This is a genomic window from Mesorhizobium sp. WSM4833 (assembly GCF_055811095.1).
Map to the genome: position 1 here is coordinate 1 of NZ_JBVVQG010000028.1, position 20,777 is coordinate 20,777.

21 protein-coding genes are annotated in these 20,777 nt (G+C 63.5%); 10 read left to right on the forward strand and 11 right to left on the reverse strand.

Translation table 11 applies throughout. The annotated features are described in order from the left end of the window. Positions 1-273: 273 nt before the first annotated feature. Complete coding sequence (locus AC0L2D_RS30965) at positions 274-1,458, forward strand: MFS transporter (RefSeq protein ID WP_013530145.1); 1,185 nt, start codon at positions 274-276, stop codon at positions 1,456-1,458. Between the two features lie 61 nt (positions 1,459-1,519). Here AC0L2D_RS30965 and AC0L2D_RS30970 read toward each other — a convergent pair whose 3' ends face one another. Continuing rightward, complete coding sequence (locus AC0L2D_RS30970) at positions 1,520-3,733, reverse strand: heavy metal translocating P-type ATPase (RefSeq protein ID WP_473543953.1); 2,214 nt, start codon at positions 3,731-3,733, stop codon at positions 1,520-1,522. 105 nt (positions 3,734-3,838) lie between these two features. Here AC0L2D_RS30970 and AC0L2D_RS30975 point away from each other — a divergent pair, with 105 nt between their 5' ends. Further along, positions 3,839-4,255 (forward strand): MerR family transcriptional regulator, encoded by a 417-nt coding sequence (locus AC0L2D_RS30975; RefSeq protein ID WP_013530143.1) that lies wholly within the window; start codon positions 3,839-3,841, stop codon positions 4,253-4,255. Between the two features lie 8 nt (positions 4,256-4,263). Here the strand turns inward: AC0L2D_RS30975 and AC0L2D_RS30980 are convergent, their stop codons facing one another. Together AC0L2D_RS30980 and katG are read right to left on the reverse strand one after the other, a co-directional pair. Then, on the reverse strand, positions 4,264-4,821 hold the full coding sequence (locus AC0L2D_RS30980) for a GNAT family N-acetyltransferase (RefSeq protein WP_013530142.1): 558 nt from the start codon (positions 4,819-4,821) through the stop codon (positions 4,264-4,266). A 182-nt stretch (positions 4,822-5,003) separates the two neighbouring features. Next, positions 5,004-7,199: a catalase/peroxidase HPI gene (katG, locus tag AC0L2D_RS30985; protein WP_063168780.1), complete on the reverse strand. Its 2,196-nt coding sequence runs from the start codon at positions 7,197-7,199 to the stop codon at positions 5,004-5,006. 265 nt (positions 7,200-7,464) lie between these two features. Between katG and AC0L2D_RS30990 the strand changes: the two genes are divergently transcribed. Continuing rightward, the gene (locus tag AC0L2D_RS30990) at positions 7,465-8,412 is read left to right on the forward strand and encodes a hydrogen peroxide-inducible genes activator (protein ID WP_013530140.1); all 948 of its coding nucleotides are present in this window, start codon (positions 7,465-7,467) and stop codon (positions 8,410-8,412) included. A 20-nt stretch (positions 8,413-8,432) separates the two neighbouring features. On the opposite strand, the gene AC0L2D_RS30995 is transcribed toward AC0L2D_RS30990, so the two are convergent. Continuing rightward, the gene (locus tag AC0L2D_RS30995; protein ID WP_013530139.1) at positions 8,433-9,146 is read right to left on the reverse strand and encodes a DNA helicase; all 714 of its coding nucleotides are present in this window, start codon (positions 9,144-9,146) and stop codon (positions 8,433-8,435) included. Positions 9,147-9,730: 584 nt separating this feature from the next. On the opposite strand from AC0L2D_RS30995, the gene AC0L2D_RS31000 reads away from it, so the two are divergent. The 3 genes from AC0L2D_RS31000 to AC0L2D_RS31010 all read left to right on the forward strand — a co-directional run bounded on the left by AC0L2D_RS31000 (position 9,731) and on the right by AC0L2D_RS31010 (position 12,838). Beyond that, entirely contained in the window at positions 9,731-10,708 is a 978-nt protein-coding gene (locus AC0L2D_RS31000; protein ID WP_127370147.1) for a hypothetical protein, read from the forward strand. A gap of 643 nt (positions 10,709-11,351) precedes the next feature. Beyond that, complete coding sequence (locus AC0L2D_RS31005; RefSeq protein WP_473543957.1) at positions 11,352-11,708, forward strand: SPW repeat protein; 357 nt, start codon at positions 11,352-11,354, stop codon at positions 11,706-11,708. Positions 11,709-11,920: 212 nt separating this feature from the next. Continuing rightward, a complete protein-coding gene (locus AC0L2D_RS31010) occupies positions 11,921-12,838 on the forward strand; it encodes an NADP-dependent oxidoreductase (protein ID WP_473543959.1) in 918 nt (305 codons plus the stop codon). Between the two features lie 32 nt (positions 12,839-12,870). Here the strand turns inward: AC0L2D_RS31010 and AC0L2D_RS31015 are convergent, their stop codons facing one another. Then, complete coding sequence (locus AC0L2D_RS31015; protein ID WP_024504111.1) at positions 12,871-13,563, reverse strand: hypothetical protein; 693 nt, start codon at positions 13,561-13,563, stop codon at positions 12,871-12,873. A gap of 222 nt (positions 13,564-13,785) precedes the next feature. On the opposite strand from AC0L2D_RS31015, the gene AC0L2D_RS31020 reads away from it, so the two are divergent. Beyond that, positions 13,786-14,226 (forward strand): DUF2267 domain-containing protein, encoded by a 441-nt coding sequence (locus tag AC0L2D_RS31020; RefSeq protein WP_013530134.1) that lies wholly within the window; start codon positions 13,786-13,788, stop codon positions 14,224-14,226. Between the two features lie 62 nt (positions 14,227-14,288). On the opposite strand, the gene AC0L2D_RS31025 is transcribed toward AC0L2D_RS31020, so the two are convergent. The 3 genes from AC0L2D_RS31025 to AC0L2D_RS31035 form a co-directional block, all read right to left on the reverse strand. Next, the gene (locus AC0L2D_RS31025) at positions 14,289-14,504 is read right to left on the reverse strand and encodes a hypothetical protein (protein ID WP_013530133.1); all 216 of its coding nucleotides are present in this window, start codon (positions 14,502-14,504) and stop codon (positions 14,289-14,291) included. Positions 14,505-14,561: 57 nt separating this feature from the next. Beyond that, the gene (locus tag AC0L2D_RS31030) at positions 14,562-14,807 is read right to left on the reverse strand and encodes a hypothetical protein (RefSeq protein ID WP_013530132.1); all 246 of its coding nucleotides are present in this window, start codon (positions 14,805-14,807) and stop codon (positions 14,562-14,564) included. A 177-nt stretch (positions 14,808-14,984) separates the two neighbouring features. Further along, positions 14,985-15,887 (reverse strand): alpha/beta fold hydrolase, encoded by a 903-nt coding sequence (locus AC0L2D_RS31035; protein ID WP_473543961.1) that lies wholly within the window; start codon positions 15,885-15,887, stop codon positions 14,985-14,987. Between the two features lie 101 nt (positions 15,888-15,988). Between AC0L2D_RS31035 and AC0L2D_RS31040 the strand changes: the two genes are divergently transcribed. Continuing rightward, positions 15,989-16,954: a LysR family transcriptional regulator gene (locus tag AC0L2D_RS31040; protein WP_013530130.1), complete on the forward strand. Its 966-nt coding sequence runs from the start codon at positions 15,989-15,991 to the stop codon at positions 16,952-16,954. On the opposite strand, the gene AC0L2D_RS31045 is transcribed toward AC0L2D_RS31040, so the two are convergent. Beyond that, positions 16,917-17,639 (reverse strand): DUF4336 domain-containing protein, encoded by a 723-nt coding sequence (locus tag AC0L2D_RS31045; protein ID WP_473543964.1) that lies wholly within the window; start codon positions 17,637-17,639, stop codon positions 16,917-16,919. The two genes, AC0L2D_RS31040 and AC0L2D_RS31045, sit on opposite strands and share 38 nt — an antisense overlap. Positions 17,640-17,757: 118 nt before the next feature. On the opposite strand from AC0L2D_RS31045, the gene AC0L2D_RS31050 reads away from it, so the two are divergent. Beyond that, a complete protein-coding gene (locus tag AC0L2D_RS31050) occupies positions 17,758-18,330 on the forward strand; it encodes a TetR/AcrR family transcriptional regulator (protein ID WP_013530128.1) in 573 nt (190 codons plus the stop codon). A 61-nt stretch (positions 18,331-18,391) separates the two neighbouring features. Here the strand turns inward: AC0L2D_RS31050 and AC0L2D_RS31055 are convergent, their stop codons facing one another. Beyond that, positions 18,392-18,682, reverse strand: coding sequence for a hypothetical protein (locus tag AC0L2D_RS31055; protein ID WP_063168785.1), 291 nt, complete (start codon positions 18,680-18,682; stop codon positions 18,392-18,394). 127 nt (positions 18,683-18,809) lie between these two features. Next, positions 18,810-19,259, reverse strand: a complete 450-nt coding sequence (locus tag AC0L2D_RS31060; RefSeq protein WP_013530126.1) for a GatB/YqeY domain-containing protein — start codon at positions 19,257-19,259, stop codon at positions 18,810-18,812. A 276-nt stretch (positions 19,260-19,535) separates the two neighbouring features. On the opposite strand from AC0L2D_RS31060, the gene carA reads away from it, so the two are divergent. Next, the gene (gene carA / locus AC0L2D_RS31065; RefSeq protein WP_013530125.1) at positions 19,536-20,753 is read left to right on the forward strand and encodes a glutamine-hydrolyzing carbamoyl-phosphate synthase small subunit; all 1,218 of its coding nucleotides are present in this window, start codon (positions 19,536-19,538) and stop codon (positions 20,751-20,753) included. Positions 20,754-20,777: the final 24 nt, after the last annotated feature.

Below are 20,777 nucleotides of genomic sequence, written 5' to 3' on the forward strand. Positions count from 1 at the left end.
TCCTCAATGCAAAAGCACGCGATGCGCGCAACGAGTTCGCGAGTGCAACTTGACACCCCAGATAGTCGCTCTCCCCCCTCCGGAGGGAGAGGAAGGGAGCGCGCTTGGATAGGTTCGCGCGCTTCCTTTGCCCCGGCCATCTCCCCCACAAGGGGGAGATTGGCGCTTCACCGCCTCGCCCCCACTGAAGAAAACCTAAACCCGCGACAAAAATTTCTGGATTGCCCGCAAAGCCCATCCGTGGTTTGAGGCGCTTCCAGCTAAGGCTTCCCCATGTCGCTTCCGCTCATCGCCCTGTTCATCGCCGCCTTTGCCTTCGGCACCACCGAATTCGTCATTGCCGGCGTGCTGCCGCAGGTGGCGCAAGGCCTGGGCGTCTCGGTTCCCTCCGCCGGCTATCTCGTCTCCGGCTATGCCGGCGGCATCGCCATCGGCGGCCCGCTGCTGGCGCTCGCCACCAAGTCATTGTCGCGCAAGACCTTGCTGCTCGGCCTCGCCATCGCCTTCACCATTGGCCAGGCGGCTTGCGCGCTGGCGCCCGATTTCACCTCGATGCTTCTGTTGCGCATTGCCGTGGCGGTCGCGCATGGCGCCTATTTCGGCGTCGCCATGGTCGTCGCCGTCGGTCTCGTGCGCGAGGACCAGCGCGGCATGGCTGTCGCCGTCATCCTGTCCGGCCTCACCGTCTCCAACGTCATCGGCGTGCCGGCCGGCACCGCGATCGGCAACATCTGGGGCTGGCGTGCGACTTTCTGGGTGATGTGCGCGCTGGGTGTCGCGGCAACGCTTGCCATGGCAGCCCTTTTGCCGCGCACCACCGGCTCATCGGCCAAGCCCGCCGGTTTCGCCCGCGAGGTCCGCGTGCTGGCCCGCCAGCAGGTCTGGACATCGCTGATCCTGATGCTGATGCTGATGATCGGCCAGTTCGGCCTGTTCACCTACATCACGCCGACACTGCTCGAAGTCACCGGTCTCGACGAGAACCTGGTGCCGTGGGTGCTGCTGCTCAACGGCGTCGGCGCAACCCTTGGCGTCTTCCTCGGCGGCAAGCTCTCCGACTGGAAGCTGATGCCGTCATTGATCACCATGCTGGCCCTGCAGGCGGTGACGCTTGGCGTGATCTATGCCGTCAGCCCCTATCCCCTGCCGATGGTTGTGGCGATCGTCATCTGGGGCGGTCTCAACTTCGCCATCGGCACGCCGATCCAGACCCGCATCCTGGCCTGGACCGCGGACGCCTCGAACCTTGCCTCGTCGCTCATTCCCTCCGGCTTCAATGTCGGCATCGCGCTGGCCGCTTCGTTGGGCGCCGCGATGCTGAACAGCGGCTATGGCTACCGCAGCCTGCCGCTGCTGGGCGCCATCGCCATGCTGGTCGCCGTGGCAGTGGCGCTCGCCTCTTATGTCTGGGAAGGGCGCAGCAACGCCACGCCGCCGCTGACAGCCCCAGCCGAGTAGATCACGATCCGGAAAAGTGGACGCCGGTTTTCCGAAAAGATCGTGATCAACCAAAAGCGCTTCACCCGCGCCAGCGCAGCAGGCGCATGGCGTTGGCGGTGACCAGCACGGTCGCGCCGGTATCGGCCAGGATCGCCGGCCACAGGCCGGTGATGCCCAAAATGGTGGTGACCAGGAACACCGCCTTCAGCCCCAGCGCCACGGTGATGTTCTGGCCGATATTGGCCATCACCGCCCGCGACAGTTTCACCATACGCGCGACGTCCATGACGCGGCCGTGCAGGATCGCCGCGTCCGCGGTCTCCAGCGCCACGTCGGTGCCGCCGCCCATGGCAATGCCGATATCGGCGGCCGCGAGCGCCGGCGCGTCGTTGATGCCGTCGCCGACCTTGGCGACCTTGAAACCCTCGCGCTGCAATTCGCCGACGATGCGCTGCTTGTCCTGGGGCAACAGGTCCGCCCGCGCCTCGATGCCGAGCGAAGCGGCGATGGCTTGCGCCGTGCGACTGTTGTCGCCGGTCAACATCACCGCGCGGATGCTCTCGGCCTCCAGCGCCGCGATCCCGGCCGCAGCATCCGGCCGCGGCTCGTCGCGCATGGCAATCAGCCCGGCCACCACGCCATCGGCGACGAGCACTGACACCGTCTTGCCCTGGCCGTTGAAGCTGTCGACGGCGAGGCGCTGCGCTTGCGTCATGTCGGCGCGTTCGCCCGCCGCCTGGCCGGAGCCGAGGAAGACGGCGACGCCGCCGACGCTGCCCTCGACACCCTTGCCCGAGATTGCCTTCGCTGCGAGAGCCGGCGGCACCGGCGCCTTGTCGGCCTTGGCCCGGTCCAGGATCGCCATCGCCAACGGATGGCTGGAGCCCTGCTCCAGTGCTGCCGCCAGCGCCAGCACGGTGCGTTCATCCCTTCCATACGCCGCGATGTCGGTGACGACAGGCTTGCCTGCGGTCAGCGTACCGGTCTTGTCGAAGGCGACCGCCGTGAGCCGGCGAAAGCCTTCCAGCACCGCACCGCCTTTCATCAACAGGCCACGCCGCGCGCCGGTCGCCAGGCCCGCGGCGATTGCCGCCGGGGTCGAGATGACCAGCGCGCAGGGGCAGCCGATCAGCAGGATCGCAAGGCCCTTGTAGATCCATTCGTTCCAGTCGCCGCCGGCAAGCAGCGGCGGCAACAATGCCACCAGCGCACCGACCGCCAGCACCGCCGGCGTGTAGGTGCGCGAGAAGCGATCGATGAAGCGCTCTGTCGGCGCCTTGGCCTCCTGCGCCTCCTCCACCAGCCGCGCGATTCGGGCGATGGTGTTGTCGGAAGCGGCCGCCGTCACCCGCACCTTGAGCACGCCGTCGGTGCTGATCGTGCCGGCAAAGACGGCGTCCGTAGCGCCCTTGCGCTTCGGGGTGCTCTCGCCCGTCACCGGCGCCTCGTCGATTTCGCTCGCGCCCTCGATGATCTCGCCATCGGCCGGGATGCGGTCGCCCGGCCGCACCAGGATGATGTCGCCGACCGCAAGGTCTTCGGCGGGACACTCCGATGTGCCGCCTGCGCGCTCGACCAAGGCCGTCTTCGGCACCAGACCGGCAAGTCCCTGGATGCTCGCCCGCGCCCGGCCGGCGGCGACACCCTCCAGAAGCTCGCCGATCAGGAAGAGCACCACCACGGCGGCGGCCTCTTCAGTGGCACCGATCATCACGGCGCCTATCGCCGCGATGGTCATCAGCATCTCGATCGAAAACGGCGTGCCGGCCAATGCCGCTATCAGCGCGCGCCGTGCGATCGCCACCAGGCCGACCAACAGCGCGGCCAGGAACACCCCGCGTTCCGCCACCGGGAACAGATGGCCGATGCCGTATGCGGCGAGAAGCGCTGCCGCGCAGGCGAGCGTCAGCACCGCCCGGCGGGAACGCCACCACGCCTGCCCCGTCTCGGAATGGCCATGATCGGGATCGGGATCGTGGCTCGCATGATCGTGGCCATCATGGTCATTGTGGACGTGATCGGCGTGCGCCTTATTTGACATCGGCGATACATGTGCCTCGGCCCTGACGATGCCGTAGCCGAGCCGAGCCACCTGCTGCAGCACCTTGTCTTCCGGCAACGCGCCGCCATGGCTGACCGTCATGCTGGCACCGGTCACCGAAACCGAGACATCGGCGACGCCGTCTAGGCGACGCACCGCCGTATCGATCTTGGTTGCGCAAGAGGCGCAATCCATGCCGCCGATCTTGAACCGCGTCTGCCTGATTTTTACCTGGTCGAGGGGCGCCGTCATCACATCATCTGTCTGTCTTGCCCGCGCGGCGTCGCCGCATGGGTCTTGAACGCTGATGTCAGGCACTGTAATTGCTCTAGTCACTAGAGCTTCAAGAGGCAATTCATGTTTTCGATCGGTGATCTCTCGCGCCGCACCGGGGTCAAGGTGCCGACCATCCGCTACTACGAGCAGATGGGCCTTGTTGCCGCACCCGAGCGCTCGGAAGGCAACCAGCGCCGCTATTCCAGGCAGGAGCTGGAGCGGTTGGCCTTCATCCGCCACGCCCGCGATCTCGGTTTCGCCGTCGAGGACATCCGCTCTCTGATCGATTTGAGCGGCCACCCCGAGCAACCCTGCGGCCACGCCGACAAGATCGCCGAGGAGCAACTGATCTCGGTGCGGGAAAAGATTGCCCAGTTGAAGCGGCTCGAGGCCGAGCTCGAACGCATCGCCACGTGCTGCAATGGCCAGACGGTCGGCGACTGCTACGTCATCCGCGCGCTGTCGGATCATGCGCTGTGCGCCGATGAGCATGGTTGAGATACATCCTACAGCTCGATCCGGAACCGCAAACTTTCCGCTCCGCCATAGGCGGCGTCCTCGAAAAAGCGTTCGACGAGCTTGCCGCCATTGGCCAGGATCACCTTGTGCGAGGCCGGATTGCCCGGTTTGGCGGTGATCTCGACGTGAGCCAGGCCGACCGCCCTCGCCTCCTCCAGCATCAGGCGCAGCGCCTGTGTAGCGTAGCCGCGCCGCCGCTTCCACGGCACCACCGCATAGCCGATATGGCCGAGCACATGCGGCGGCAGGTCCGACGTACCCTTCTGCCAGCGAAAGCCGATCGAGCCCGACGCCTCGCCGTCCCAGATCCAGCGGCGGAAGCCCGGCAGGCGCGGCACCTTTTTGCCGTCAGGCAAGGTGATCGGACCGCCCCTGGCCTGGGGATCATCGAGGTCGGCGAGAAAAGCCACGGGATCCCTTTCGATTGCCGCAAGCTGCTCGCGCGTCGCTTCCAGCAATCGCACATTGTCCGGCGACCAGCCGCGTTCGAGTGCCGCCTTGTAGGACGGCAGATGTTCGAACGCGGGTTTGACGATTTCGATCATGGTGCACCGGTGCAGACGCGATGCCCACAAAATAGCATGCTTGACCAGGGAGGCACGGTCCACCAAAGCGCGGCCCCATACGACAAAGGCCGCGCTCCCATCACTGGAAACGCGGCCCTGGCGTTGTGTCCTTGGGAGGACCGGCGATCCGGCGCGGCCGCGCCGGAGCACCTTTAGCGATCTCAGGCGATGTCGAAGCGGTCGGCGTTCATCACCTTGGTCCATGCCGCAACGAAATCCCTGGTGAATTTCGCCTTGGCGTCCGCCGACCCGTAGACCTCGGCAAGCGCGCGCAATTGGGCGTGCGAGCCGAAGATCAGGTCGGCACGGGTGCCGGTCCACTTGACCGCCTTGGTCTTGCGGTCACGCGCCTCGTAGACTTCGTCGGAGCCGGCGGCCGGATCCCAGACCGTGTTCATGCTGAGCAGGTTGACGAAGAAGTCGTTGGTCAACGTACCCGGCCGGTCGGTGAACACGCCGTGCTTCGAGTTGGCCGTGTTGGCGCCGAGCACACGAAGACCGCCGACCAGCACCGTCATTTCGGGTGCGGTCAGCGACAGCAATTGCGCCCGGTCGACCAGCATGGCTTCGACCGACATCGGCTGCTTGCCCCTGACATAGTTGCGGAAGCCATCGACTTTCGGCTCGAGCGCGGCAAAGGAATGGACATCCGTCTGTTCCTGCGAAGCATCCATGCGCCCCGGCGTGAACGGCACCTTGGCCTCGTGGCCGCCATCCTTCGCCGCCTTCTCGACAGCGGCGACACCGCCGAGAACGATGAGGTCGGCCAGCGAGATCTTTTTCCCGCCGGTCTGTGCCGCGTTGAACTCCTTCTGGATGGCTTCCAGCCTGGCCAGCACCTTCGACAGTTCCGCCGGCTGGTTGACCTCCCAATCCTTCTGCGGCGCCAGCCGGATGCGTGCACCATTGGCACCACCGCGCTTGTCGGAATTGCGGAACGTCGAGGCCGAGGCCCACGCCGTCGAGACCAATTCGGAAACCGACAGGCCCGATGCCAGGATCTTCGCCTTCAGCGACGCAATGTCCTGCTCGCCGACCAGTTCGTGGTCGACCGCGGGGATCGGATCCTGCCAGATCAGCTCTTCCTTCGGCACGAGCGGGCCGAGATAGCGAACGACCGGACCCATGTCGCGATGGGTCAGCTTGAACCAGGCGCGGGCAAAAGCGTCGGCGAACTGGTCCGGATGCTCATGGAAGCGCCGCGAGATCTTCTCGTAGGCCGGATCGACCCGCAGCGCGAGATCGGTCGTCAGCATGGCAGGCGCGCGGCGCTTGGACGGATCGTGGGCATCCGGCACGGTTCCGGCGCCGGCGCCGCCCTTCGGCGTCCACTGATGCGCGCCCGCCGGGCTCGTGGTCAGCTCCCATTCGAAGTTGAACAGATTGTCGAAGAAGTTGTTGCTCCACTTGGTCGGCGTCGTGGTCCAGGTCACCTCGAGGCCCGAGGTGATGGCATCGCCGGCGATGCCCGTGGCATGCTTGCTCGACCAGCCGAGGCCCTGCGCCTCGATGCCGGCGCCTTCCGGCTCCGCACCCACAAGCGAGGCATCGCCGGCGCCGTGGGTTTTGCCGAAGGTGTGGCCGCCGGCGATCAGCGCCACGGTCTCCTCGTCGTTCATGGCCATGCGGCCGAACGTCTCGCGAATATCGCGTGCCGAGGCCAGCGGATCCGGCTTGCCGTTCGGCCCTTCCGGATTGACATAGATCAGACCCATCTGGACGGCGCCGAGATGGCCCTGGAGTTCGCGGTCGCCGGAGTAGCGCTTGTCGTCGAGCCACTTGGTTTCCGAACCCCAATCGACGTCCTGTTCGGGTTCCCAGACGTCGGCGCGGCCGCCAGCAAAACCGAAGGTCTTGAAGCCCATCGATTCCAGCGCGACGTTGCCGGTGAGGATCAGCAGGTCGGCCCAGGAGATCTTGCGCCCATATTTCTGCTTGACCGGCCACAGCAGCCGGCGCGCCTTGTCGAGATTGGCATTGTCCGGCCAGCTGTTGAGCGGAGCAAAACGCTGCTGGCCGGCCCCGGCGCCGCCACGGCCGTCGCCGATGCGGTAGGTGCCGGCACTGTGCCAGGCCATGCGGATGAACAGCGGCCCGTAATGGCCGAAGTCGGCCGGCCACCAATCCTGCGAATCCGTCATCACCTGGTGCAGGTCCTTGATCACCGCATCGAGATCGAGCGACTTGAATTCCTCGGCATAGTCGAACTCTTCGCCCATCGGGTCCGAAAGGTTCGACTGCTGATGCAGAACGCCAAGGTCCAGTTGGTTCGGCCACCAGTCACGGTTCGTCCTGCTGGAGGATCCGTGCGCAACGGGGCATTTGCCGGCACTGGGATCATCGGTCTGTGCGTCCATGTTCTTCTCTCCGATCGTGGCTGTGTTGAGCTGTTCAACTGCTGCGTGAACAGGGACACAAAAATGTCCCTGTAGGCGGTCCGTTTCATGGCTGGCGCGATGACCTGAGCCCGATACGCGACCGAATATGTTGGATGTCCTGTTGCTGCGGGCATGCGCCTCACCAGGCGGTCCCGGCTGCTCCTCATCTTCGTTACGACTCCTATAGCAAAGCCGCTTGATTAATTTAAGTTGGATTTCCTGATTGCAGCGATAAGATGACATTATGACAAACCTGACGCTGAAGCAGCTGCGTTATTTCGAGGCGCTGGCCCGGCACAATCATTTCGGCCGCGCCGCCGATGCCTGCTCGATCTCGCAGCCCGCCATCTCGGTGCAGATCCGGGAGTTGGAGGAAACGCTGGGCACGGAGCTTTTCCAAAGAGGCCCACGCCAGGTCCGGCTGACCAATTTCGGCGAGGAATTCGCCTTGCGCGTCCGCGACATCCTACGCTCGGTGGATGAGTTGACGGATCTGGCCCGCGCCTCGCGCGACCGGCTGGTGGGACGGTTGCGCATCGGCGTGATCCCGACGATCGCACCCTACCTTTTGCCTGCCATCATCGGCAACCTCGCCCGCATGCATGACGGGCTCGATATCCACGTGCGCGAAACGCAAACGCAAAAGCTGATCCAGGAACTGGCCGACGGCCGGCTCGACGCGGCCATCGTCGCCTTGCCGGTGTCGGAACCCTCGCTGACGGAAATCGTGCTGTTTGCCGAGAACTTCGTGCTGGTCCGGCCCGGCGAGGACGAGGGAAAGCCGGTCCCCAACCGCGAAATGCTGCGCGAGATGCGGCTGCTTCTGCTGGAGGAAGGCCATTGTTTTCGCGACCAGGCGCTGTCGTTCTGCAACATGCATTCGGCGCGGCCAAGGGAGTTGCTGGACGGCAGCTCGCTGTCGACCCTGGTGCAGATGGTCGGCGCCGGCGTCGGCGTCACCTTGATTCCCGAAATGGCCGTGCCGGTGGAGACGCGCTCGGCGGCGGTGTCTGTCGCCCACTTTGCCAACCCCCAACCGTCGCGGACGATCGGCATGATCTGGCGCAAGACAAGCCCGATCGCCAAACAGCTGATGCTTATATCCGAAGTGGTTCGCCAGGCGGCCGAAACGTTGCGCGCGCAGCACAATCCGGCATCGGTTGAGCTGAACCTGGTAGCAGCCGCCCAATGAAGGCTTGGCTGACCCGATCGTCAGCCTGCCGCGTGGAACCGGATCTCGCCCTTGTTCAGGAAGCAGGTCTTGTTGAACAGCGACAGATCCAGAGGGTTCGGCAACCGCACATCGCCGATATCGGGAACCGGCTTCTGCGCCGGGTCGTAGGACCGGTCGATCTGCGAGATGAAGACGAGGATCAATCCCCTGTCGCCGGCAAACGCTTTCAGCGTGCGAACCTGCGCCATCAGCTCCGGATTTTGCCGCTTTTGGTCGAGCAGTTGCAGGTAGTCGATCACCACCAGCGTGCCGCGCGGCGCCGAGCCCAATGCCTTGACGATATAGTCGGCGCTGATGGCGTCGGAATTGTCGAACACGAACCGGTCGTTGAACTGCACCGGGTCTGCCCCGATGGCTCGAAACCGGTCGAGCACATCCCGCTGCGTATACTCCAGCGTGAAGAACACGCCCCGACTGCCGGACTTCATGGCTTCGATTGCCAGTTCGAGACTCATCAGCGTCTTGCCGTGGCCGGGTCGTGCACCCACCAGGACCAGATCGCCGGGCGCAAGTTGCGCAAACAGTGTGCCGGCAGGCGCCGCCCCGGCTGCCTTGGCCGCAAGCAGGCTCCAACTGGCGAAGCCTTCCCGTACTGCAACACGGTCAAGCGCTTCGTGGAGCGGAATTTTGGCCTCGCGGGACAACAGCCTGGCTTGACGCTTCAGATGATAGATGGGCGCGGACAGCTTCATGACAAACCTCCTGGTGCGAGCCGTTTTCGCAACCCCTCCTTATGCCAAGCGCTCGAACAGTTGGTTCGGTGATGAGAGAGCCCTGCATGGATGATGCTTTCCCGGCGGAGGGAGGAGGCGTGAGCCACGCCAGAATCAGATGATAGCTCAATCCCTGCGTATCGAAAATCGCGGAACTCGAGAGATCAGGTTCCGAACCCGCGGCTTTTCGCGATAGGAATTTTTTCTTGACTCCCTGCACTCAGCTATGGTACATATTTGTCCATGGTGCTGATTTGCGCCGATGGCCCGCCGCACAGGCGGGTTTTTCGTTTGATGCTCCGTCAGCCAACGCGCCGACGAGCTCGAAGGAACCCGCCAACCCGAGTTCGTTGCCCTGCTTCAAGGATACGAAGACGTCCGCCGCAAGCCTGGAGCCAGCATGTCGGCGTAGGGCCGTTGCATGCGTCGACCTGCTTTGCGGATCTTCATGCGGGCGCGCTAAACAAGATGTGTTTCGCCTGATAATGCGAGGCCATCTATGATCGATTCTCGCGGCAATACCGCAAGAAATCGCCATTCGCTTCGACAGGAGAATTGATCCGGTGCGGTTGAGATCTGTTTGTCTGGGCGTCGTCGCCAGCTTTTTCGTCGCCGTCATCGCCGTGACGGTGTCGGCTCGATCCTTTGCCGCATCATCTGACGTTCCGGCCTGGTTGCAGGCTCATGTCGGCAACAGCGAGGGCCAGATCTCACAAATTGTCCTCGAACGAGCCCGCGCGCTTTATCGGAAGAAGGTCGCCCAAGGGGCCGTCAAGAACCCCTGCTACTTCGCCATGGATGCGACACGCCCCAGCGATCTGGGCAATGGCGTGCTCGGCCGCCGCTACTACGTCATCTGCGAGGGCAGCGAGTCCTTCCGCGCGATTTCGTCGGGTCATGGCAGCGGGCGGAATCTGAAGGGTGTCGTCGATTTTTCGAACGGCAAGCGGTGCGCGAAGAACTTCGGCAATGCGATGGATTCATCGTTGACGGCCGGCGGCGCCTATATGACCCGCGAGGCGAAAACCTCGTTCAAGGGTTATTACCGCACTGGTGCGAAACGGGACGTGGCTTTCCAGCGCACCTTCATCCAGTTCGACGGCGAAGGCGAAGCCGCGAACGCCAGGCAGCGGGTGATCGGCGGCCACGCGGCCCAGGTGCTGCACGGCCTGTGCCTGCGCAAAAATCCGAACAGCTCGCATGCCGACCATGACGGCTTCGTGCCGTTCGGCAAGCTGGTGGATTATGCCGGCGGTCGCAGCAATGGCTGCACCAGTTGGTCGCCGGCGGATGCGCAGCAGATTATCCCGATGGTCAAGGACAATCCGACGACGCTCTACATCTACCCGGAATCGCGCGACATCGCCGCGGTCGCAGCCAACCATTCACAGCCGGGCACCTATTGGAACGCGTCCTGCCTGAAGGAAATCGGCACACCGAAATTCTGGCCGCGAAAGACCCTCGAGCCGATCATCGCCCAATACAGGAAGGATCATCCGGCACCGCCGCCGCAGCCAGTGCCGATTTGCACGCAGCCGTGACGTCCGCTTCGGCATGCGAACCATGCGCATTGATCAGCAACCCGTCGTGAACCGGTATCGATCCCGATCTCCGAGGTTTGCCAGCGTCTGACTCCCCGCGCGTCGTCGATGTCGGTAAGCCAAAGGCTGGGATAGGTTCATTTGTAACCTCGGCGCGTTGGTCCCCAGAGACAACGCGCGCCCATGGCGCGGGCGGCCGCCGCCGAGAAGGCCGCCGAAACGAAAGGCGCATCCGGTCGTTCCGCCGCCGCGCGCAAGGCAGTGACCAAGGGTACCCGCGGCAGGAAGGAAGCGGCACAGAAGGCTGCCAGAACGCGAACACATCACGCTTACATTGAACGTCTTCTTCGAGGACTGGCGCTCCGGGTGACGACTATGATCGAGAGGCGATCACATGGGTAATCGCCTGCGCCTCGCACCTTCCCGCCGCGTTGTATGTCGCGAACGGATCGGGAGTGGCTGAATGCTCCCGGCGAGGAGAGTTCCCGGTGCCGTGCCAGGCCGATTGGTTGGAACCAACGGCCTGCTCTCCAGTTAGAAAGCCAGCAAGTCTGGTTGTAGCCTTGCCGCCATGTGACCGACGGTTTCAAGGCCGCCGATTGAGCTTCGGAAGCGTGGAGAGCACGCTTGATGGAGAAAAATCATGAACCAATGGTCAAACGCCAAGCTCTGTGACGTAGCAAATCTGTTCCTCGGAGCAATTCTCTTCTTCTCTCCATGGATATTCGCCTTCGCGGCGGGGACACAGTCCCAGAATGCCATGGGCAGCGGCATCGTGATTGTCGTGCTTTCGGTTGCCGCCCTCTTCGCCTTTGCTGTCTGGGAGGAATGGCTGAACCTCGTTGTGGGTCTTTGGGTAGTTGTGTCTCCCTGGGTGCTTGGATTCCAGGCAACCACAGCCATGGGCGTGCATGTTGTAATCGGCGTTCTGGTCGCGGTGCTGGCTGCGATCGAGCTGTGGATGATGAACCAGAACCCGCCGACGCAGTCTACGGCCTAGCAGGACTGGGCGTCCTTGCGGCGGCCTGATCGTGACGGATTGGCCGCCGACAAATTGGCATCCCGCTGGGTCGCCGATGACGGTGGAAAATCATCTGACGGTGGCCCCCCGGGAGGCCAGCGTGCCTGCCGCCGCAACCCCGGTTGCACAGCCGCTGACGACAGCCCTGCAGACAGCGTCGCCGACAGCCAGACAACAGGAGGTATGCCGACATGAAAGCAATCCGCATCCACGCTTTTGGCGGACCTGAGGTCCTTTCGATCGATCAGGTCCCCTCGCCTCAGCCGCTTGACGACGAGGTTGTGCTCAGGGTCCGCGCCGCAAGCGTCAATCCGATCGACTACAAGACCCGCGAAGGGTCGGTGAGCGAGACCCTGCCGGTCACGCTCGGGCGCGACGTATCCGGCACGGTGGAAATATGCGGTACGCGGGCGCATACGTTGAAGAAGGGCGACCCGTTGTTTGCGATGCTTGGTCATGACCGGGGCGGCAATGCCGAATATGTCGTGGTCAAGGCGACGGAGGCGGCTGCCAAACCGGATCGTCTAAGCCATGTCGAAGCCGCGGCGGTGCCGCTTGCCGGCATCACCGCATGGCAAGGCCTTTTCGATCATGGCGGCCTCAAATCCGGACAACGGGTTCTCATCCATGGCGGCGCCGGCGGCGTCGGTCATCTGGCGATCCAGCTGGCCAAGGCCGTGGGCGCGTTCGTCGCGACAACGGTTTCCGCCGAGGACGTCGTTTTCGTGCGTGAGCTTGGCGCCGATCAGACGGTCGACTACAAGAATCAGCGTTTCGAAGAGGTCGTCGATGCGGTCGACCTGGTGTTCGATCTTGTCGCGGGCGACACGCAGGAGCGCTCCTGGGAGGTGCTCAAGCCTGGCGGGACGCTCGTTTCCACGCTTTCCCAACCGTCGCAGGAAAAGGCAAACTTGCGTCGGGCGCGTGGCGTCTCCTACCTGGCCGAGCCGAATGCGGCGCATCTTGCCGAGATCGGCCGCCTCATCGAGGCCGGCAAGGTCACCCCCTTCGTGCAAGCCACCTACCCTCTTGGAGAGGTCGCCAAAGCGGAAGAACGGCTGGAAAATGAGCATGTGCGTGGCAAGATCGTGCTTGAGGTTTCCGCCTAGCGCGAGTTGATGCTCCTGCCCTCTCGAACGGGTTATCCGATCCGCGCCTTGCCGTCGCTGTCCGGCACGTTTGGAAACAGCACCTTCAGCTTGTGTTCCGCGCTTGCCCAACTGCGCCTGTGATGTTGCCACAGGCACCAGTTGCTCACCGCAAAAGCTAGAATGCCGACAGTCACGGCGAGACTGGCCGTCGAGCCAACGACGACCTTGAGCATCACGCCGGCAAAGACACCGGCGATGGCACCGTTGACGACATTCACCATCCCTGCGGTTCCGGCGAACGCTTGCCAGGGCCTTGGCTTGAGGCCGACATCGGCCAGCAGAGCCGTTTGGTTGTCATGGGTGGAGTGAACCAGATAGCGCGCCATCGAAGGGGTGAGCTCGGTGTAGCAGTGCCTGATGCGTGCCATGCCGCGGGCGTGGACCATGTCTTCGATGGCCACCTGCACAGCCCTGACGAATGTCACCAGCCCAATGAAGTAGAGGCACGGCAACAGGATCAGGCTGAACAGCATGAAAGGAAGCCCCATCCTCGTCACCTGGGCCACGAAAGCAAGGGCGATCGTGGCGCTGGATACCGAAGTCAGGAACAAATTTGCGCGCTGATTCGCCTCCTGAATAGTCGCCGCCCTGGCGGTCCCCAGCACCAAATGCTCCGTCGTCATCATCTGCAGGAGTTGCTGTCGGTTCTCGCCTTCATTGGTTTTTGTCTTCCTTGCAGGCATCGCAAAAAATCCGTTCAGGACGCGCTCCCCCAACCAGCTCCTCAAAGCCGCCCACCCAGGAACGAACTGCTTCGGAAGGGGTTCCGGCGCAACCAAGACCGCTACCGTGGATCCCGGGGCAGAGCCGGATCACAGGCCGAGCCAATTTTGTCGACAGATAGCGAAACGATTGTCCCTGAGCATCGTTTCGAAACCAGACATGAATTTGATGAGGAGGCGATGATGAGCGCTACCGGTTTGGATGTCTTTGACAGGACGCTGCAGACAACCAACATCTGGCTCGACGAGATCATGGACGATCATGGTCCGGATCGGCGAATTGCATGGCACATATTGGGCGCGGTCCTGCGGACCGTAAGGGACAGGCTGCAGATCGGGCTTGCGGCCAAACTTGGGGCGGAACTGCCGCTCCTGGTGCGCGGCGCCTATTACGACCACTACCGGCCCGCAGCCGAGCCGGACAAAACGCGCTCCCTGGAAAACTTCTCGCAGCACATCGGCGAGGAATTGAAATCGATCCGCCCCGTCGATCCCGAGGATGCAGCACGCTCGGTATTCCGAGTTCTTGCACGGCATATTGATCTTGGCCAATCGGCTAAGGTGCGCGATGCGCTGCCGAAGGAAATCCAGGCGCTCTGGCCGGAAAGCCTCGGTGTCAAATAGAGATGGTACGAATCTGACGGCTCCCCGGACAGCCAGGCCGAGGCTGGCGCCCCTGTCGGGCGTCAGTCCCGCAAACGGTTGGCGGCATGATCCTGATGCTGCTCGGTCGCGACCTGCCTGGAGTCCAAACCGCGTTCTTTGGAATGCTGTGCCTTGTCGCGATTGGACAGAACCTTGTTTTCTTCGAGCTTGTCTTTTGGCGTCACGGTCATGGCGCCTGTGCCGGAACCCTTTCCCTGTGAACCTGCTCCGATGTGCTTCTTGCTGCCGCGTGCCATGGGCTGCCTCCAATCTATGACGAATGTTCCAGGAGCGTTGCTGGTCCGTGACGCGCTTTAGTCGTCGGCACGGTTCTTGTGATGGGCGCTTTCCTGATTCTTGCCGCGAAGCATGTTGCGGTCGTCTGGATCGACGAGGTCCGGTGTATCGGTCCTCATGTCCGCTCCCTTGCGCAGTGCTTCGCGTTCCGCCGCTGATCGTTTCAGATCCGCCTCGGCATCAAAATCCTTGCCGGCGTTCTTTGTGTTTTCCCGCTCTTCAATGATGCGAATTTGTTGATCGTGGGTTTTGCGTCCAGTCATCGCTTTCCTCCGGCGTGTTCGTGTCGGCGCCCGAAAGTGGCGTCGCCGGCCGTCTCTAAGGTCGGTTACGGCGTTGCCTGGCCGAGCCTGCCTTCGTGCTGATAATGGCAAGGTGACGGGATCGTTCCGAAAGGCGTTGAAAAGCTTCTCGCCAGATGGCTCGGCTCGGCCCGGCGCTCACATTGACGCAGGCTCCGGCTGGCGCCCGCCCTTGTGAACCGCAGCGTCCTTTGAACGCTCGGCAACCGCCGGGCTGGTGCCGGATGCCTTTGCCGTCGCGGCACTCGGCTCCGCGCAGAAATCGATGACAGCCTGGATGAACTCTGCCGGATATTCGATGTTCGACAGATGGACCGCAGGCAGCACAACCAGCTTCGCGCCGGGCACCGTCGCGGCGATCAGCTCGCTGTGGCTGGCTGCCGTCACCGTGTCGTGCCGACCGGCGATCACCAGCGTCGGCCGGGGTATCAGTGCCACGGTGCGGCGAAGGTCCGCGTCGCGAACCGCCGCGAACAGACCCGCCAGGCCCTGCCGGTCGATAGCCAGCAGCATGGCGCGAAAGTCTTCGACCACAGGCTCGTTGGCGGCAACCAGCGACGCGGGGAACCAGTTGCTCAGGAACGTCTCAGCGGTTTCCGACATGTCCGGCGCCTGGCGCACCGCAGCGATCCGCTCGTCGAAATAGCTTGCCGGCGCCAGATGCGACGAGGTGTTGCTCAGGATCAGCCGGTCGATCCGCTCGGGCGCGTGGATGCCGAGCCACTGCGCGACGAACCCGCCGAGCGACAGGCCAAGGAAATGTACGCGTTGCAGGTCGAGCGCATCGAGCAACTCGATGACGTCGCGGCCAAGCCGGTCCAGCGAATAGGCGCCGACCGGAACGCTCGATCCGCCATGGCCGCGAAAATCGTAGCGCAGGACACGAAAATGCTTCGACAATTCGCCGACCTGCCCATCCCACATGTGCAGCGTGGTGCCGATGGAATTCGACAGCACCAGCACCGGCTTGCTTGCGTCGCCGTCGAAGCGGTAGGCGATGCGCGTGCCGTCGCCCGTTGTGACGAAATTCAGCTCATTCATGATGAAGATTCCTTCTGGAACGTTGAACGAGACAGAGCCTAGCCGTGGAGCGATTTTGTTGATATTACAAAGATGAGACAAGCTCTGTAACAAAAACTGACATGGCCGAATTCACCCTGCACGATCTGCAATGCTTCGATGCGGTGGTCCGCACCGGCGGTTTTCAGCCTGCGGCGGCCATGCTGTATCGCTCGCACCCCGCGGTGTTCGCCGCCGTCGCCAAGCTGGAGCGACAGCTCGGCCTCGTCCTTTTGGATCGCAGCGGCTATCGCGTGCGTCCGACCGAGGCCGGGCTGTCGTTCCACCGCCGAGCGCTATCGCTGCTGCGCGAGATGGACGGTTTGCGCGTCCATGCCGCCCAGTTGGCGATGGGTGAGGAAAGCGAGATCCATGTGGTGATCGGCGACCTGTGCCCGCGCCCGCAGGTGCTGGGCATGCTCGGGCGATTCTTCGCACAGTTGCCCGGCACGCGCCTGCATCTGCATTTCGAAGCGGTGGGCGGCCCATGGGAGCGTCTCTTCGACGACGAAGCCGACCTGATCCTGCACTGGGTCGACAAGGGCGATGCGCGGGTGGAATGGGTCGATTTGTGCAAGGTGTCCTTCATTCCCGTGGTGGCGCCGGGCTTTCTGCCTCAGCGTATCGAGCAGCCGATCACCCCGGACCAGATGCAGGCACTCACCCAATGCGTCATGCGCGACAGCGCCCGCCATTCGCCACAACAAAACTATTCGCTGATCGAAGGCGCGCCGCAATGCCTCGTCGCCGACCAGGGCATGAAGAAGGAGATCATCCTGCAGGGCCTTGGCTGGGGCCACCTGCCCCGCTTCCTGATCGAGGAAGAACTGCAGGACGGACGCCTGCACTCCATTGCCGGCCGTCATCTGCCGGGCCGCACCGACGAACTGGTGGTGGCGCGCCGCCGCGACCGGCCGCATGGGCCGATCGCGAACCGGCTGTGGGATCATATCCAGCAGGAAGCGCCGGCATTGCGCCGTGTGCTCGAAGCGCCGAAATCCGCCGAGGAAGTCAGCGGCCAACCAGCCAGCGAAAAGCGCGACGGATGAACGTTCGAGCGTCCTCCGTCACTGGTTCGCCGTGCGCCATCAGCACTCTTTCGGCCGGCCATGCCAGTATGCGTTGAAGAGCGGCACGCGCGGCGCGCCGGTCGGTAAAGCCGGCGCGGAATTTTCGCGGCACTGAGGGCTCTGCGGCCACCATCAGATCCAGCCGGGCTACGAGCGCCCGCCAGCCCTTGAACCATCCGGCGTGGAAATGCTGGATCAGATCGGTGAACAACACTGTCCTGCTTGCGCGGTGGAAGAAGACAATCTCGGTGGTGATCCTGTTGCCGCGCACGACGACCTGGTCGAGATCGTCCGCCCAGTCGGCGGCAGGCGTATCGCCGAGCTCGCCGCAGAAGAGGATATCTCGGCGCTTTTCCCGCAGGCCGGGTGGCGCATAGACCTTGGCATCGGGATAGCCGCGCTGCCAGTCAGCGAGAAACACGTGGTGAAGCGAATTGGGCGGGATCAGGAAGCGCACCACGCCCAGAGCGTCCACATCGGCGCGCAGCTCGTTCGTGAGCTCTACCGGTGACCAGATGAACAAACCGCCCCCGGACAATCCGATAACGGCCATACGCGTGGGATAGTGAAAGCCGGCGGCCGCCGTGACGATCGGACCATCCGCAATCCAGATCCCAAGGCCGAATTCCTTGAGACTACCAGCCATTTGCACATTGCTTCCCATAGAGCCGCTTGAATTCCGATGCGCCACGGTCGACCCTTCGCGGGATTGGCGGCTGCCGCAATGCGGCGGTCACGCAGCAAAAGTTTACATATGTGTAAATTTACACTAGGGTATAAAAATGACAACCCCAAAGCGGACCGAACGGTCGCGAAGCCTCATCCTCGATGCCGCCGACCTGGCGTTTCGGGAGATGGGGTTTGCCAACACCTCGGTCGAGGAGATCGCGACGCGCGCCGGCTTGACCCGCAAAACGGTCTACAATCTGTTCAGTTCGAAAGAAGAAATCGCGTTGCGGCTCATCGCCCGCGTGGAGGCGGGCGATGCCGCCTACCGCGCCCGCATGGCGGCGAACGAAGATGTATTCGTCATGCTCGAGACAGTCTTTCTCGACAGCGCCGGCTGGTGCCTGGCCAATCCCTCGCTTGCCAGGCTGGCTCTTGCCCCCGCCGAGCGTCCGTCCCTGCAGCCGCCGCCCGACCGGCCCTCATTCCAGCGCCTGGTCCGGGACCTTCTGGTGCTCGGCCAACGGCAAGGTGTCATTCGCAGGGATGACGATGCCAATTTCATGGCGCTGGTCCTGCTTGGAATATACGGCCAGGCGATGCTTTCGGCGCTTTCGGCCGGGTCATTCAGCGAGGACGAGATCAGGCACCTCATCCGCATCGTCGTTGAAGGGATCGGCAAACGCTAACTACGCGAACCACTTGTCCGCCGATCTCCAAAGCGCCGCAGGAGTGCTCCCGGCCTTCGCTTCATTGGCTGCTCTTCGGAGCCTTGGCGTCCTTTGAACGCTCCGCGATAGCGGGGCCGGCCCCGGACGTCTTTTCGGTTGCAGCGCTCGGCGTGGCTTGCTTTGGCGGGTTTTGTCCCTCCGACTGGCGGGTGCGGTCTTCCACTTCGCCCATCCGGCGGGTGAGCCCTATTCCGCCGGCAGGCTTCTCGTTGGCGGCCGCATCCTGGGAGAATTCATCGGAAGCGTCGGCATCGGTCTTTGCCGGATATTTCGTCGCACCGGTTTCATAGCGGGTTTCGTTCTCAGTCATGGCATCTCTCCAGTTGCATGACGGATAAACATCTCGGCGCTATCCGGGTTCCAATTCCTGGACTTGGATTCCGGACGGATCTGGATTCCGCCCGGTCGGCCACCCAAGCGACGAGATGAGCAGCACCCTACTGCAGCAGACCCTTGACGATGCCGCTCGCCTTGCCGAAATCCATCTGGCCGGCATATTTCTGCTTCAGTGCGGCGATCACCTTGCCCATGTCCTTCTGGCTGGCCGCACCGGTCGCGGCGATCGCCTCGCGCGCCGCAGCAGTTACCGCCGCATCATCCAGCTGCGTCGGCAGGAAGGTGCGGATGATCTCCATCTCGCCGCGCTCCTGCGCGGCCAGTTCCGGCCGCTTGCCGTCATCGAAGGCTTTGGCCGATTCCTCGCGCTGCTTCACCATCTTGGCCAGGATCTGCAGGATCTCCTCGTCGCTGGCCGGCTCCTTGCCTGACCCGCGATTGGCAATGTCGCGGTCGTGAATGGCGGCCTGGATCAGCCGCAATGTCGGCAGCCGGTGCTTGTCCTGCGCCTTCATCGCGCTCTTCAGGGATTCGGCGATTTTGCCGCGCATGGTGCATTCTCCTTCGATCGGCGCGGACAATAGCGCCGCGGGCGAGCCAAGGCAAACTCTGATGTGCCGAGGCAAGCCACTGATTTTGCTAGGCGAAATAAAATATGGCGGCATTTCGCATGATCATTGACCGCCCTGCCCCCTTCCCCTATGTACTGGGCCTTGCATGAACGGAAATTTGACTGCGTGGAAGCCGCGAAATCGCCGCTTCGCGCCGTTTGCCGCGCAGATGGCCCGCCGGGCCGGTTGCAGCGCGCGGCCTGACAGGAGTGCCGCATGGCCGAGATGACGCCCGCCTTGACCCCCGCTTGGGCCACGGAAAAGCCGACCGCCCTTCTGGTGCTGGCCGACGGCACCGTCATCGAAGGTCGCGGTCTCGGCGCCACCGGCTCCGCTGTCGCCGAAGTCTGCTTCAACACGGCGCTGACCGGCTATCAGGAAATCCTCACCGATCCGTCCTATGCCGGCCAGATCGTCACCTTCACCTTCCCGCATATCGGCAACATCGGCACCAATGACGAGGACATCGAGGATCTCAATCCGGTCGCCCGCGCCGGCGCCGTCGGCGCCGTGTTCAAGGCCGATGTCACCAACCCGTCCAACTACCGCGCCGGCACTGGTCTCGACCAGTGGCTTAAGAAGCGCGGCATCGTCGCTTTGTCGGGCATCGACACCCGCGCGCTCACCGCGCTGATCCGTGAAAAGGGCATGCCCAACGCCGTCATCGCGCATGCGCCCGATGGCGTGTTCGACATCGACGATCTGAAGCGCCGCGCCGCCGCATGGTCGGGCCTGATCGGGCTCGATCTCGCCAAGGAGGTCACGTCGGGCCAGTCCTCGGTCTGGCGCGAGACGCCCTGGGTGTGGAACGAAGGCTTTGGCGAACAGATCGAACCGACAATGCACGTCGTCGCCATCGACTACGGCGTCAAACGCAACATCTTGCGCCTGCTCGCCGGCCTCGGCGCCAAGGTCACCGTGGTGCCGGCCAAGTCCGGCGCCGAGGAAATCCTCGCCATGCAGCCGGACGGCATTTTTCTCTCCAACGGGCCCGGCGACCCGGAAGCCACCGGCGACTATGCCGTACCGGTCATCCGGGATCTGCTGAAGACCGACATCCCGGTGTTCGGCATCTGCCTTGGCCACCAGATGCTGGCGCTGGCGCTGGGCGGCAAGACCGCCAAGATGCACCAGGGCCATCACGGCGCCAACCATCCGGTCAAGGACCACACCACCGGCAAGGTCGAGATCGTCTCGATGAACCACGGCTTTGCCGTGGATGCCGACTCGCTGCCATCAGGCGTCGAGGAAACCCATGTCTCGCTGTTCGACGGTTCGAATTGCGGCATCACGCTGACCGGCCGGCCGGTGTTCTCGGTCCAGCATCACCCCGAGGCTTCGCCCGGCCCGCAGGATTCACACTACCTGTTCCGCCGCTTCGTCAATTTGATCCGCGAAAAGCGCGGTGAGGAATTGCTGGCCGAACGGGCTTAGCGCGATCCGGTAGCGCCGCCCCTC

What these genes read in the sequence shown, in the direction of transcription:
- AC0L2D_RS31045 (WP_473543964.1), bottom strand. Translation starts at nt 17,639, where the DNA reads ATGGGAAGCAATGTGCAAATGGCTGGTAGTCTCAAGGAATTCGGCCTT.
- katG (WP_063168780.1), bottom strand. Translation starts at nt 7,199, where the DNA reads ATGGACGCACAGACCGATGATCCCAGTGCCGGCAAATGCCCCGTTGCG.
- AC0L2D_RS30990 (WP_013530140.1), top strand. Translation starts at nt 7,465, where the DNA reads ATGACAAACCTGACGCTGAAGCAGCTGCGTTATTTCGAGGCGCTGGCC.
- AC0L2D_RS30980 (WP_013530142.1), bottom strand. Translation starts at nt 4,821, where the DNA reads ATGATCGAAATCGTCAAACCCGCGTTCGAACATCTGCCGTCCTACAAG.
- AC0L2D_RS30970 (WP_473543953.1), bottom strand. Translation starts at nt 3,733, where the DNA reads ATGACGGCGCCCCTCGACCAGGTAAAAATCAGGCAGACGCGGTTCAAG.
- AC0L2D_RS30975 (WP_013530143.1), top strand. Translation starts at nt 3,839, where the DNA reads ATGTTTTCGATCGGTGATCTCTCGCGCCGCACCGGGGTCAAGGTGCCG.
- AC0L2D_RS30995 (WP_013530139.1), bottom strand. Translation starts at nt 9,146, where the DNA reads ATGAAGCTGTCCGCGCCCATCTATCATCTGAAGCGTCAAGCCAGGCTG.
- AC0L2D_RS31050 (WP_013530128.1), top strand. Translation starts at nt 17,758, where the DNA reads ATGACAACCCCAAAGCGGACCGAACGGTCGCGAAGCCTCATCCTCGAT.
- AC0L2D_RS30965 (WP_013530145.1), top strand. Translation starts at nt 274, where the DNA reads ATGTCGCTTCCGCTCATCGCCCTGTTCATCGCCGCCTTTGCCTTCGGC.
- AC0L2D_RS31015 (WP_024504111.1), bottom strand. Translation starts at nt 13,563, where the DNA reads ATGCCTGCAAGGAAGACAAAAACCAATGAAGGCGAGAACCGACAGCAA.
- AC0L2D_RS31035 (WP_473543961.1), bottom strand. Translation starts at nt 15,887, where the DNA reads ATGAATGAGCTGAATTTCGTCACAACGGGCGACGGCACGCGCATCGCC.
- AC0L2D_RS31030 (WP_013530132.1), bottom strand. Translation starts at nt 14,807, where the DNA reads ATGACTGGACGCAAAACCCACGATCAACAAATTCGCATCATTGAAGAG.
- AC0L2D_RS31020 (WP_013530134.1), top strand. Translation starts at nt 13,786, where the DNA reads ATGAGCGCTACCGGTTTGGATGTCTTTGACAGGACGCTGCAGACAACC.
- carA (WP_013530125.1), top strand. Translation starts at nt 19,536, where the DNA reads ATGGCCGAGATGACGCCCGCCTTGACCCCCGCTTGGGCCACGGAAAAG.
- AC0L2D_RS31060 (WP_013530126.1), bottom strand. Translation starts at nt 19,259, where the DNA reads ATGCGCGGCAAAATCGCCGAATCCCTGAAGAGCGCGATGAAGGCGCAG.
- AC0L2D_RS31025 (WP_013530133.1), bottom strand. Translation starts at nt 14,504, where the DNA reads ATGGCACGCGGCAGCAAGAAGCACATCGGAGCAGGTTCACAGGGAAAG.
- AC0L2D_RS31055 (WP_063168785.1), bottom strand. Translation starts at nt 18,682, where the DNA reads ATGACTGAGAACGAAACCCGCTATGAAACCGGTGCGACGAAATATCCG.
- AC0L2D_RS31040 (WP_013530130.1), top strand. Translation starts at nt 15,989, where the DNA reads ATGGCCGAATTCACCCTGCACGATCTGCAATGCTTCGATGCGGTGGTC.
- AC0L2D_RS31005 (WP_473543957.1), top strand. Translation starts at nt 11,352, where the DNA reads ATGAACCAATGGTCAAACGCCAAGCTCTGTGACGTAGCAAATCTGTTC.
- AC0L2D_RS31010 (WP_473543959.1), top strand. Translation starts at nt 11,921, where the DNA reads ATGAAAGCAATCCGCATCCACGCTTTTGGCGGACCTGAGGTCCTTTCG.